11 protein-coding genes are annotated in these 12,222 nt (G+C 64.9%); 4 read left to right on the forward strand and 7 right to left on the reverse strand.

The window, feature by feature from the left end; genetic code table 11:
• Nucleotides 1-3 precede the first annotated feature (3 nt).
• Complete coding sequence (locus BH95_RS22040; RefSeq protein ID WP_230621088.1) at nt 4-939, forward strand: 2-hydroxyacid dehydrogenase; 936 nt, start codon at nt 4-6, stop codon at nt 937-939.
• A 13-nt stretch (nt 940-952) separates the two neighbouring features.
• On the opposite strand, the gene BH95_RS22045 is transcribed toward BH95_RS22040, so the two are convergent.
• The 6 genes from BH95_RS22045 to BH95_RS22070 all read right to left on the reverse strand — a co-directional run bounded on the left by BH95_RS22045 (nt 953) and on the right by BH95_RS22070 (nt 7,469).
• The gene (locus tag BH95_RS22045) at nt 953-1,756 is read right to left on the reverse strand and encodes an IclR family transcriptional regulator (protein ID WP_170947494.1); all 804 of its coding nucleotides are present in this window, start codon (nt 1,754-1,756) and stop codon (nt 953-955) included.
• Nucleotides 1,757-1,800: 44 nt separating this feature from the next.
• Complete coding sequence (locus BH95_RS22050) at nt 1,801-2,961, reverse strand: enolase C-terminal domain-like protein (RefSeq protein ID WP_037184090.1); 1,161 nt, start codon at nt 2,959-2,961, stop codon at nt 1,801-1,803.
• Nucleotides 2,962-2,973: 12 nt separating this feature from the next.
• Nucleotides 2,974-4,299, reverse strand: a complete 1,326-nt coding sequence (locus tag BH95_RS22055; RefSeq protein ID WP_019667800.1) for an ABC transporter substrate-binding protein — start codon at nt 4,297-4,299, stop codon at nt 2,974-2,976.
• A 3-nt stretch (nt 4,300-4,302) separates the two neighbouring features.
• Entirely contained in the window at nt 4,303-5,184 is an 882-nt protein-coding gene (locus BH95_RS22060) for a carbohydrate ABC transporter permease (RefSeq protein WP_026348247.1), read from the reverse strand.
• Between the two features lie 4 nt (nt 5,185-5,188).
• Entirely contained in the window at nt 5,189-6,130 is a 942-nt protein-coding gene (locus BH95_RS22065; RefSeq protein ID WP_033190310.1) for a carbohydrate ABC transporter permease, read from the reverse strand.
• A 268-nt stretch (nt 6,131-6,398) separates the two neighbouring features.
• Complete coding sequence (locus tag BH95_RS22070; protein WP_037184093.1) at nt 6,399-7,469, reverse strand: dienelactone hydrolase family protein; 1,071 nt, start codon at nt 7,467-7,469, stop codon at nt 6,399-6,401.
• Between the two features lie 45 nt (nt 7,470-7,514).
• On the opposite strand from BH95_RS22070, the gene BH95_RS22075 reads away from it, so the two are divergent.
• Nucleotides 7,515-8,693: a hypothetical protein gene (locus BH95_RS22075; RefSeq protein WP_037184096.1), complete on the forward strand. Its 1,179-nt coding sequence runs from the start codon at nt 7,515-7,517 to the stop codon at nt 8,691-8,693.
• Nucleotides 8,694-8,776: 83 nt separating this feature from the next.
• Here the strand turns inward: BH95_RS22075 and BH95_RS22080 are convergent, their stop codons facing one another.
• Complete coding sequence (locus tag BH95_RS22080; protein WP_037184099.1) at nt 8,777-9,589, reverse strand: NAD-dependent epimerase/dehydratase family protein; 813 nt, start codon at nt 9,587-9,589, stop codon at nt 8,777-8,779.
• A 161-nt stretch (nt 9,590-9,750) separates the two neighbouring features.
• On the opposite strand from BH95_RS22080, the gene BH95_RS22085 reads away from it, so the two are divergent.
• The gene (locus BH95_RS22085) at nt 9,751-10,830 is read left to right on the forward strand and encodes an ABC transporter ATP-binding protein (protein ID WP_019667807.1); all 1,080 of its coding nucleotides are present in this window, start codon (nt 9,751-9,753) and stop codon (nt 10,828-10,830) included.
• Nucleotides 10,831-10,991: 161 nt separating this feature from the next.
• Nucleotides 10,992-12,206: an L-talarate/galactarate dehydratase gene (locus tag BH95_RS22090; RefSeq protein WP_020112357.1), complete on the forward strand. Its 1,215-nt coding sequence runs from the start codon at nt 10,992-10,994 to the stop codon at nt 12,204-12,206.
• The last annotated feature ends 16 nt before the right edge of the window (nt 12,207-12,222 follow it).

Genomic DNA, 12,222 nt, shown 5'->3' on the forward strand with positions numbered 1-12,222 from the left:
GCGCTGAAAATCGTCGTCGGTGATCGGAACGTACTGCCGCACAAGGCGGAGTTCGAGAAGGCATTACCCGTCGGGGCCGAAGTGGTCTGGGTGGTTCCGTTCGACGAATCTCGTGTGCTCGAGGAACTGCCCGACGCCGACGTGTACGTGGGCGGAAAGTTCAGCGCAGCGATGGGAGCGGCCGGGTCCCGGTTGACGATGGTTCACGTCGTCGGTGCTGGAACCGACAACGTCGACCGATCCGGACTGAGCCCGGACGTAGAGGTGTGCACCACCTTTCATCACGAACGGTCGATAGCGGAATACATCGTCTCCGCGACGGTGATGTTGCGTCGCAACTTCCTGGCGCAGGACCGGGCGCTGCGGACCGGCGTGTTCCGCACCTCCGTCTACGACCCGTCGATTCCGCAACCGCTGTCGCTCGTGGGTGCCCGGATCGGCTTCGTAGGCTTCGGGCACATCGGTCGCCAGGCATGGAGGCTGTTCGACGCCTACGGAGCGCACGGAGCCGCAGTGACCGGTAGCGGTACAGCAGCCGACGTCGGCCTCGAATGGTTCGGCAGCACAGCCGAACTCGGAAAACTGATGGAATGGTCCGACGTCGTCGTCGTGTCGGCGCCGCTGACCGACGCGACGCGCGGCATGATCGGTGCGGACGAGTTGTCCGGGCTGGGCAGTAGCGGCGTCCTCGTCAATGTCGGCCGTGGTCCACTCGTTCAGGAGCAGGCACTGTTCGATGCACTGTCCCGGAATGTGATTGCCGCTGCCGCGATCGATGTGTGGTACCGGTACCCCGGCTCCGACGGCGTCGGTCAGCCGAGCACGCTGCCCTTCGCGGATCTGGACAACATTCTGATGACCCCGCATTCCTCCGGCGTCACCCACCACACGTTCGTCGGGAGAGTCGCGGACATCGCCGCCAACATCTCACGCCTGTGAACGCTCGGCTGGGTCAGCGCACGCCCTCGGCGCGGAGCTCACGAGCCCAGGCGTCGGCATGCTTGGTCAGAACGCCTGCAATACGTTCCAGCTCACCCGGGTACGACGCCACCTCCGCGGGCATCGACACACTGAGCGCGTCGGTTGCGGGAATGCGATAGGGCACCACCGTCGCGATGCAGACGACGCCGACCGTTCCCTGTTCCTGCTCCAGCGACCAACCGCGCTTGCGCACCTCGGCCAGCTCCGCGATCAGCGCGTCGCGGTCGACGATGGTGTTGTCGGTGTACCGCTCGAGCTGCTGGGGCAGCAGCTGAGTCACCTCGTCGGTGGTCAGCTCCGCCAGCAGCGCCTGACCCAGCGCGGTGACGTGGCACGGCAGCTTGCGTCCGACGCGGTGCATGCGCCGGACTTCCAGCTTCGAGCCCCGGCTGGCGAGGTAGATGACGTGGTCCTCGTCGCGTCGGGCGAAGTGAACGGTGTGCCGGACGTCCGATCGCAGCGCCTCCAGTACTGCGGCGGCACGCCCCACGACGGAATCCTTGTCGAGGTAGGACGTGCCGGTCAGCAGTGCGTGAGTGCCGATGCCGTAGCGCGAACCCGATTCGTCGGCCTCGATCCACCGCAGTTCCTTCAGGGTGCGCAGGAGGGCGTGCAAGGACGACCGTGGGTACTTGCACGCCTCCTGCAGCTCGCCGAGACTCATCCGGGTCGGCGAGGCGGCCAAGGTCTCGAGGATGTGAATGGTCCGTTCCGCAGACTTCACCGGCTGGGAGTCGGAAGCAGCGGGTGCGGGAGCCTTGACATCGTTCACCATGAGGACAGTGTCCCTCATCTGGAACGCAGTTTCACCTACAGACATCAGTATTCTTCGACGAGGTTTTCCGAGACGTACTCGTGGTCGATCTCTTCACCGAGGCCGGGGCGGTCCGGCATGTGCACGATTCCGTTCTCGTCGATGGGATCGACGATGGACTTCAGGTGCGGGGGAACCCAGTCGTAGTCGGTGTGCGGGTGGAGCAGTCCCCGCTCGTACCAGTGAACGTTGGGCGCCCCGCCGACGAGCGCGAGGTTGGGGGCACCGTTGCCGTGGATCTCGCACTCGAGCCCGAACCCGTCGGCCATGTGCACCGTCTTCATCGCCGGCGTGATCCCGCCGCCGTTCATCGCGCCGACCCGCAGGATGTCGCAGGCTTCGTTGGCGATCCACTCCGACCTCGACTTGTGCCGTCCCGGAGTGGTCTCGGGACCGATGACGGGGGTGTCGATCTGGTCCGCGAGCCACTTGTACGAACGCAACGAGAACTCGTCCATCGGTTCCTCGAACCAGGCGAACTTCAACCGGTCGAGTTCGCGGCCCAACGTGAGGGCTTCGGTGCGCGAGTACCAGTGGTAGCCGTCGAGCATCAGTGAGAAGCCGGGTCCGACGGCGTCGCGTACCGCGGCACAGGCGTCGATGTCGCGGTGGAGGTCGGGGGCGCCGGGGTGCGGCGGCATCCAGGTGTGCAGCTTGATGCCCTGGTAGCCGCGTGCCTTCAGATCGCGAGCGAAGGACGCGAAGTCCTCCGGTGAGGACAGGCCGCCCTCGATGTCGTCACCGCACATGGTGCTCGCGTACGCCTTCACCTCGGAGCGGGCTCCGCCCAGCAACTTCCACACCGGTGTGTCGAACTTGTTGCCCGCCAGATCCCACAGAGCCTGGTCGACGTAGCTGAGGGTGTGCTCGGGCAGTTCGACGGCCTTGGTGCGTTGACGGATCGCGAACTTCTTCTCGACGGACTCGCGGGCGAGCGGATCGGTGCCGATCAGGACCGACTGGAAGTACTGCTCCACCTGGTCCTGACGCAGGTAGTTGGGCTTGCCGAGAACGTAGCCGCTGGCTCCGTCGGAGTCGGTGATGCGCAGCAACGCCTGGGTGGACTGGCTGGACGGGCCGGGGTGACGGTGTCCGTAGGAGTCGACCGACGTGCGCGCCTCCGTCTTGAACACCTGCACGGCAACTTCCATGATGACGCTGGACATGGTGCTTATCCCCTATTTGCCCTGACGGGCATCGTATTTGGCCTTGGAACGATTGAGCTTCTCGGCGAAGTCGTCGGCGAAGTCCTGGGCGCTGAGCTGCCCGATCAGAACCTTCTGCCACTGGCCCAGCATCTGCACCTGGACGATCTTGCCGAAGTCCGGCAGGTAGTCCGGCGGCGTGACCAGGACGGTCTTCGGGTCGTCGAGTGCGGCCTGAGCGGCCTGTACGGACGGCATGTCCTGGAACGACGGCGCCGATCGCGCAACGGTGTTGACCGGAATCTGGCCGACGTTCTCGTTCCAGTACGCCTGCGACTCCGGAGACGTCATGAACTCGAGGAACTTCCAGGCTGCAGCCTGGTGCTGACTGGACTTGAAGACCGTGTACGACGGGAACGGGTCGGTCATCACCGTGCGGACGCCGTTGTCCGCGAGCGGAAGTGCGACTGCGCCGACCTTGTCGCCGAGCGCCTTCCTGTGGTTGCTGAGCGAGCCGAGGTTATGCTGCATCATCGCAACCGACCCGCCCCCGAAGCTGGCCACCATCTGCGGAAATCCGTTGTTGACGTCGGCGGTGGGAGTGTCGACGTCGTACAGAGCGGCGAATCGTTCGATGGCCTCGACCATCTCGGGGCGGTTGACCGTCGATTCGCTGCCGTCGAAGAAGTTCTCGATACCGGTCGTCGCGAACATGTGCTGCAGGAGCGGATAGATCGATCCCGCTCCGCCGCGGATGGTGAATCCGTACCGGCCGGCGGCCTTGTCGGTCAGTGCGTCCGACGCCTCGTAGAACTCGTCCCAGGTGTCCGGTGGTTCCAGGCCGGCCTCGTCGAACCAGTCGGCGCGGTACCACAGCGTTGCGTTGTTGCTGGTGAACGGCAGACCGTAGAGCACCTCTCCGCCGCCGGACTCACGCGCGGATTCGATGATCTTGGGGTCGTAGTCCGCCTTCTGAGGCGAGGCGTCGAGGAACTGGTCCAGCGGAATGACGGCGTTCTGAGCGACGAGCGGAGCCAGGTAGGCCGTCGATACGATGCCGAGGTCCGGGGCCGAGCCGCCGGCCAGTGCCGTCTGGTACTTCTGCTGCGCACTGTCCGACGGCAGACCGACGTACTCGATGTCGATACCGGGATTCGCAGCTTCGAAACGGCGAATCAGCTCCTCGTACAGCGGAGTTCGATCCGGTCCGGCATTGTTGTCCCAGAAGGTGAGGGTGCCGCTGTTCGGGTCGCCCAGTGCGCCGTCGGGCAACGATGTTTCCGAACTGCATCCGGCGAGGACGAGTGCGGTGACGGCGCCGACGAGGAACGTTCTTCTGGCGAAATGTGTGGTCGTCATTGTTCAGCCCTTCACCGCTCCGGCGCTGAGGCCCTGGACGAGGTATTTCTGGATGACGGCGAAAACGGCGACGACGGGCACTGCAGCGATGAGACCGCCGGCCGCGAGGACACCGAAGTCGACGTTGTAGGAACCGATGGTGTAGCTCAATCCGACTGGCAGCGTGAACTTCTCCTGGCTGCTGATGAACATCAGGCCGAACAGGAAGTTGTTCCAGCTGCCGATGAAGGCGAACGAGCCGACGGCGATGAGGCCGGGCCGCAGCAGTGGCAGCATGATGATTCGGAACGCTTTCATGCGGGAGCATCCGTCGACCATCGCTGCTTCTTCGAGCTCCACGGGGATCTGGGAGATGAAGCCTGCCATCAGCATCGCGGCCAAAGGTAGTTGGAACACGGTGTCGGCGACGATGAGGCCGAACAGGTTGTTCACCAGACCCATCTCGCGGAACACCTGGAACAGCGGGATGAGCAGCATGGCGCCGGGCACGAACTGGCTGCACAGCAACGCCATCACGAGGGGGATCTTGGCGCGGAATTTGAAGCGAGCCAACGCGTATCCGGTTGCCAGGGCCACGAAGGTCGTCAGGACCAAGGACAACCCGGCGACGATCAGGGAGTTCTTGAAGAAGAAACTGAAACCCAGTGTGTTCCACACGGTGTCGAAGTGATCGAACGTGATGGGCCAAGGAAGCATCGAGTTCGATCCCGCGGGACGGAACGCGAACACGATCATCCAGTAGAACGGAACGAGCGTGAACAGAAGGTAGAGCGCGAGCGGAAAGCCGACACTGAAGAAACGCGGTTTGGTCTTGTGCACGCGCAGTTCGGTGTGGGAGTCGGGTGCCGGGGTGGTGATCACCGGTCGATCGGCGGTAGTGGTCATGTTCTCAGGCCTTGTCGCTGTTGAACTTGCTCAGGCGCAAGTAGAGGATCGAGCAGAAGAGCAGGATCACGAATGCCACGGTGGTCAGTGCCGAGCCGTATCCGAAGTCCTGGGCAGTGGTGGCGAGTTGCGAGACGTAGAGCGGCAACGTCGTCGTGACGTCTGCCGGTCCACCGGCGGTCAGTGTGTACAGCAGGTCGACGTTGTTGAACTCCCACACGCCGCGAAGCAGCGTCGAGAGAATGATGACGGCCTTGAGGTGCGGGAGGGTGACGAAACGGAACCGCTGCCAGCGGTTGGCGCCGTCGACGTTCGCAGCCTCGTACAGATCCTTCGGTGCGCTCTGCAGTTCCGCGAGGATCAGGATCGCGAAGAACGGGACACCACGCCACAGTTCGGCGACCGACGTGGCCCAGAACGCGGTGTCGGGATCGGCGATGGGCGCGGCCGTGCCGTCGCCGATGCCCATGTCGCCGAGTAGCTTGAACAATCCGGTCGACGGGTTGTAGATGAGCAGCCAGATGCCGGTCGTCAGAACTCCGGACACGGCCCACGGCGAGAACACGAGCGCGCGGGCGAGTCCGCGACCGCGGAAGACCTCGTTGACCAGCAGTGCCAGCCCGAGTCCGAGGATCAGCTGGAAGACGACCTGCACACCGACCCATTTGGCGGTGACGACGAGGCTGTTCCAGAACGCGTCGTCGGCGAACATGAGCTTGAAGTTCTCGAGGCCGGCAAAACCGTTGTCCCACGGCGTCGTCGGGTTGTAGTACTGCAGGCTGTAGTAGAAGACACTGCCCACGGGGTAGAAGATGAAGACCACGAGCAGTACGACGACGGGTGCGATGAGGATGTAGGGCGCCGAGATGCGGCGCTTCTTCCGGATCGGGGCAGCTGCGGTGGACGCAGCCGTTCCTCCCGATCTGGGTTCGGTGGTGGTGACCATGGGTGACGCTCCGAGGGTGACGGGCCTGTGCGGCATGGGTTCCGGTGGGCGTGAAGAGGAACGGTTCAGGTAAGTCCGGGTGACGGGGTTCCGGGTGACGGGGCTGGGCGAGCGAGCCGCAGACGCTGCGGTACGGGCGCGTCGTTCAGGCGTCGTTCTAGGGTCGCTCGATCGCTCTCATCCGTTCACGTATATGAACTCACGTCTTCTATGTGAATTGCTGTGACTTACTATGACCGCAGTCACAAGCCGTGTCAAGCGTGACGGGTCATACCATTCTGCCCAACCACGCAGCTGCGGCGTCCTGCATGTCCGAGGTGAACACGTGGCCGCCCTCGAACCACTGGGTGGTGAGCGCGTCGGATCCTCCGTACGCGTGCTGAAGTGCAGCTTCTGCGTCGGACATGCCCTTCGGCCCGAAATGGCTGTCACGCCGGGCGAATTGAACCAGCAACGGCGTCGGGAAACCGGAGGCGGCCACGTCCGGCCAATCGCACACAGCCGGAAGGCCTGGGGTGATCATCAGCCAGGTGGTGTCGTCGGCGTGACCGTCCGCGACGTCGGCGAACGTGCTCATCATCGCGGTGATCACCGCTGCCTTCACCTCCGCCGCGGCGAGCAGATGCGCGACCCTGGCGCCTCCACCCGAGAACCCGGTGACACCGATTCTCGACGCATCCACACCAGGAATCCCCCGCAGCACCTCCAGCGCCACCAGGTCCTCCCGGAGAACCTGTCGAGCCAGCGAAGACCCGGTCAAGGCAGCTGTCTTCGCCAGTCCGTGCTCGTGCTCACGAGCCGCGACCTCGTACCGAGCGCTCGAATCCAGCGCCGACGCGCCGGCTGCCTTCTTCGCTCGCTCGGGAAAGTCCTCCCACGCCACCCGGCGACTGCCCCAGGGAAAGACGTCGTGCACGAGGACGGCAAAGCCGGCGGCGACGAGTCCCGCCGCCACGGACCTACCGTCGTACCCGCGTCGTCGCATGTCGGACAGGGCGGCGATCGGTCCGTCCGGACCGTCGGCCACCTTCTCCTTGCCGTGGAACTTGATCCCGTCGTGCGCGTGGAGGAGCAGAACGGCGGGTAGGTCACGGTCCGTGCGGTTCGCAGGCGTCAGCAGCCAGGCCTCGGTCGGAGCCGTCTCCCCGGGGACCGTCCAGGTCAACTCGATGCCGTCGACGCCGGAGTTCTCCGTGTCTGCGGCTGTGTCGACGTGCCACGTGCGGCCGAAGGCGACGTGGGGAGTGCCCTCGTGCAGGTCGGGTGTGGACCCCAGGGCGCGGAGGATCGCTGCTCGACGGTCCGATCGTGGACAGCCGCGCTCGTCATGTGTTCCCATGTGTGAACTCCGTCCCATCTGTTGAATCCATCCTGAGGGGTTTGAATGTCCGAGCACACCGTCGACCGCATCGTCGCGCACGCCTACCCGTGGGACGTGCTGGGCGACCCGCACTTCGTCCAGCGCGCCCTGGACCTCGGCGTTCGAGAGGTCGCGCTCGCCGCGAGCTACCACTCGACCCGTGCAGCCACCCCCCTGCATCCGCAGCACAAAGTGGTCGACGCCCACCACGCGGCTCTGTACCGGCCCGTGCGCGGCGACGCGTGGGACGGCCTTGCGATCGCCGCCCCGACGGCATCATGGGGTGGCTCCGAGGACGCATTCGGCGACGCCGCCGCGCTTCTCGTGGCAGCCGGAATCAAGGTGCACGCGTGGATCGTGCTGTCCCACAGCACGATCATCGGCCAGGCCAACCCGGGCGCAACCGTCGTCAACGCATTCGGCGACCGGTACCCGTACGCACTGGCACCCGGCCACCCGGACATCGTCGCGTACGCACGCACCCTGGCAAGCGAAGCGATCCGCGGTGTCGACGTGTACGGCGTGTCGGTCGAAGCCGCAGGTCAGCTGGGAATCGCGCACGTCGGGCCGCACGAGAAGACCGACGGGGCCTACCCCGGAATCGGGGACACCCTGATGTCGATCAGCTGCACTCCCCGCGAGCTGTCCGCCTGGGCCGAACACGGCGTCGACTCGGACAAGATCGTCGCGAAACTGCGCGACGGAATCGACGCATTGTCCGCGGGAACGTTGGCGCCGTCGTCGACGATCGAGGACGTACTCGACGGCGTGGAAGCCGACGCCGTGTTGACCGTGCGCCACGCCGACGCCGACCGGCTGCGCGGAGCAGTACTCGCCGCCGTCCGAACCGAGTCGCCCGGCGTCCGCGTCACGCTGCACGGCCACCCCGATCCCTGGAAGACCGGCCCATCGCCTGCCTTGACCAGCACCGCCGCCTCCGACGTCGACGCCGTCCTCGTCTCGGCCTGGCCCGGAACCGCCGAAACCGTCTCCGTCGTGCAGCGCACCCGAGCCCTGGTGGGAGAGAACACCGCCGTCGGCGCCTACGTCTCGGTGTTGCCGCCGAAGAAACTCGACGACACCGGCGCCCACGTCGCCGCCACCGTCGCAGCCGGGGCGAACGAACTCCACCTCTACCACCTCGGACTGGTCAACAAGCCACAGCTGAACGCCCTCGGCTCCGTCATCGCGGACTACTCCTAGCTGCTCACCCCCGCCGCACCGAACGTGACGTTCGGTCACTTCAAGTGACCGAACGCCACGTTCGGTGCGAACAGGGCAGCCCACTAGTGCATGCGTGTGCCCAGTGGGTGGTCGCAGAAGGCACCACCGACGCGCTGGAGGATCGGGTCGTCGAAGGTCCATTCGTGGTCGGCGAGGAATTCGTCGGCGAACTGCTCGGCGTCGTCCTGGGGCTCGTATCCGATGGCGGCGCCCTGCTCGCCCGACCACCAGGCGCGGGAGTTCTTCGAGATTCCCCAGACGGTGTGGAATCCCTTGGCGCTGTCGGAGAGTGACGCTTCGATGAGGCGGGCGGTGTCGGCCGGCGACATCCAGCTGGCCAGGCCGCGGTAGTTCGGTGGCTTCTCGAAGCTCGATCCGATGCGCAGATTCACCACGTCGATTCCGAAACGATCGTGATACAGCCGTCCGAGTGCTTCGACGGCAGCCTTCGACCAGCCGTAGAAGCCGTCGGGACGCGGGCCGACGTCGCCGGGCAACGGCTTTCCGCCTGCCTCGTCGTGCGTCCAGAAGCCCACCGCGTGATTGCTCGACGCTGCCACCACCCGGGTCACTCCGTGGGTCACGGCAGCGTCGAAGATCGCCTGGGTGCCGTCGACGTTGACCGAGAGGATGTTGACCCAGGAGTCCTCGGTGCTGAGGCCGCCGAGATGCAGGATGGCGTCGACGCCGTCGACCGCACGCGATACGGCGTCGCGATCCGTGACCGATCCTTGGACGAATTCTTCTGTGGCGAAGTCGATATCGGTGATCTCGGCGATGTCGAACAACCGCAGTGTCCGGTCCGGGCGACGTAGCAGTGGCCGGAGCATCTTGCCCATGTTTCCGGCCGCGCCGGTGATCAACAGCGTCGTCATGTTTCCTCGTTTCCGTCGAAAAGTCTTGTGCTGCGCATCACGTTAGTGCATAGTTCGAAACGAAGTCACCATCTTGACTCAAGTTCACATACATGAACACTACGTTCACCTCCCACTCGGATCGTCCGGCACGTTCCTGCCGGTGAAGGAGCACACCCATCATGGCAACAGTTGCGTTCGAGAACGTCACCAAGTTCTTTCCCGGCGGGGACAAGCCTGCCGTCGATCAGCTCGATCTGGCGATCGAGGACGGCGAGTTCCTCGTCCTCGTCGGCCCGTCCGGCTGCGGAAAGTCGACGTCGCTCCGCATGCTCGCGGGGCTCGAGGACGTCGACCGCGGCGCGATCACCATCGGCGGCAACGACGTCACCGAGTTCCAGCCGAAGGACCGCGACATCGCGATGGTGTTCCAGAACTACGCGCTCTACCCGCACATGACCGTCGGCGAGAACATGGGCTTCGGCCTGCGTATCGCCGGTGAGGACAAGGGCGAGATCAAGCGGCGCGTCGAGGATGCGGCCAAGATTCTCGACCTCACCAAGTTCCTCGACCGCAAGCCCAAGGCGCTGTCCGGCGGTCAGCGTCAACGTGTCGCGATGGGCCGCGCGATCGTCCGGAAGCCGCAGGTGTTCCTCATGGACGAGCCGCTGTCCAACCTCGATGCCAAGCTGCGTGTGCAGACGCGCGCGCAGATCTCCGCGCTCCAGCGTCGCCTCGCCACCACCACCGTCTACGTCACCCACGACCAGGTCGAGGCCATGACGATGGGCGACCGCGTCGCGGTGCTCAAGGACGGCGTGCTGCAGCAATGCGACACTCCGCGCCGGATGTACGAGCACCCGAACAACGTGTTCGTCGCCGGGTTCATCGGGTCGCCCGCGATGAACCTTCTGGAACTTCCGCTTGTCGACGGCGGCGTCAGCTTCGGCGGGGAGATCGTGCCGGTCCCACGCTCGGCTGTTGCGAGCATCGGGGAAAGCTCGGTCACGCTCGGCGTACGTCCCGAGGATCTGGAGATCACGACGGGAGAGGGCCTGGAGGTCACCATCGACGTCGTCGAAGAACTCGGCGCCGACGCCTACGTCTACGGCCAGGCCGACGTGAACGGAGCCAAGCAGCCCATCGTCGTGCGCGCCGACGGTCGCATTCCGCCGCGTCGGGGCGAGAAGATCACCTTGTCCTATGCGGCGGAGCGGACGCATCTGTTCTCGACCGTGACCGGCGAACGCCTCGTCGACTGACGGGCTTTCGGGATGGAGATGCATGCAGTCCGGTGTATTTCCATCCCGCGTCGGCGATGCTGAACCAGTATCGATGTATCCACAAATAGTCTTGGACTTGAATGAATGGACCTCCTAGCGTGTGAGGTACACCACCAGCCGTTCAAGGGAGATCAGTCGCAGTGTCCATCGACGTAGAGACAAGAACCTCGAAGCCCACCAGCGGCCTCACCGCACCCGACGCGGCGATCAAGGCCCTCGCGGCCGGCGACGCGACCATCGACCGGATCGCACACGTCACGCTGAAGTCGATCACGCTGCCGCTGAAGAACCCCATCAGCGATGCCAAGGTTCTGACCGGCAGGCAGAAGGCCATGACCGAGGTCGCGTTCCTGTTCGCGGAGATCAGAACCGAGCAGGGCCACGAAGGAATCGGTTTCAGCTACTCCAAGCGTGCCGGTGGACCGGCCCAGTTCGCACACGCGAAAGAGATCGCACCGGTGTTGATCGGCGAGGATCCCAGCGACATCGCCAAGATCTGGACCAAGCTGCAGTGGGCAGGGGCGTCGGTCGGGCGCAGCGGCGTTGCCACACAGGCCATCGCGGCCGTGGACATCGCACTCTGGGACCTCAAGGCCAAGCGTGCGCAGCTGCCGCTCGCGAAACTCATCGGTGCGACACGCGATTCCGTGCAGACGTACAACACCTCCGGCGGGTTCCTGCACACCCCGATCGAAGAAGTCCTGGACAATGCGACGGCATCCCTCGCGGCCGGAATCGGCGGCATCAAACTCAAAGTGGGTCAGCCGGATTGGCGCACCGACATCGCCCGCGTCACAGCTGTCCGCGAGCACCTCGGCGACGACGTCCCGCTCATGGTCGACGCCAATCAGCAATGGGATCGCCCGACGGCGAACCGTATGTGCCGCATTCTCGAACAGTTCGACCTCGTCTGGATCGAAGAACCGCTCGATGCCTACGACGCCGAAGGTCACGCGATGCTCGCGCGCACCTTCGACACGTCCATCGCGACCGGTGAGATGTTGGCCAGCGTCGGAGAGCACGTCCGCTTGATCGAGGCAGGTTCGGTCGACATCATTCAGCCCGACGCCCCGCGTATCGGCGGAATCACGCAGTTCCTCAAGTTGGCCTCGCTGGCCGAGCACCACAACCTGCAGCTCGCACCGCACTTCGCGATGGAGATTCACCTCCACCTCGCGGCGGTGTACCCGTTGCAGACGTGGGTGGAGCACTTCGACTGGCTCGATCCGCTGTTCGACGAGCACCTCGAAACCCGCGACGGCAGGATGCATCTCTCCGACCGCCCGGGCCTCGGCTTCACGCTCAGCGATCAGGCCAAGGCCTGGACCGTCGGAACGGCGGAGTTCGGCAAGTAACCCCTGTGTGAGTGGA

Origin of the sequence: Rhodococcoides fascians A44A, assembly GCF_000760735.1 — a bacterium.
Classification (GTDB): Bacteria; Actinomycetota; Actinomycetes; order Mycobacteriales; family Mycobacteriaceae; genus Rhodococcoides; species Rhodococcoides fascians_E.

Coding starts and splice junctions, on each gene's coding strand:
- BH95_RS22045 (WP_170947494.1), bottom strand. CDS start 1,756: ATGGTGAACGATGTCAAGGCTCCCGCACCCGCTGCTTCCGACTCCCAG.
- BH95_RS22050 (WP_037184090.1), bottom strand. CDS start 2,961: ATGTCCAGCGTCATCATGGAAGTTGCCGTGCAGGTGTTCAAGACGGAG.
- BH95_RS22055 (WP_019667800.1), bottom strand. CDS start 4,299: ATGACGACCACACATTTCGCCAGAAGAACGTTCCTCGTCGGCGCCGTC.
- BH95_RS22060 (WP_026348247.1), bottom strand. CDS start 5,184: ATGACCACTACCGCCGATCGACCGGTGATCACCACCCCGGCACCCGAC.
- BH95_RS22065 (WP_033190310.1), bottom strand. CDS start 6,130: ATGGTCACCACCACCGAACCCAGATCGGGAGGAACGGCTGCGTCCACC.
- BH95_RS22070 (WP_037184093.1), bottom strand. CDS start 7,469: ATGGGAACACATGACGAGCGCGGCTGTCCACGATCGGACCGTCGAGCA.
- BH95_RS22075 (WP_037184096.1), top strand. CDS start 7,515: ATGTCCGAGCACACCGTCGACCGCATCGTCGCGCACGCCTACCCGTGG.
- BH95_RS22080 (WP_037184099.1), bottom strand. CDS start 9,589: ATGACGACGCTGTTGATCACCGGCGCGGCCGGAAACATGGGCAAGATG.
- BH95_RS22085 (WP_019667807.1), top strand. CDS start 9,751: ATGGCAACAGTTGCGTTCGAGAACGTCACCAAGTTCTTTCCCGGCGGG.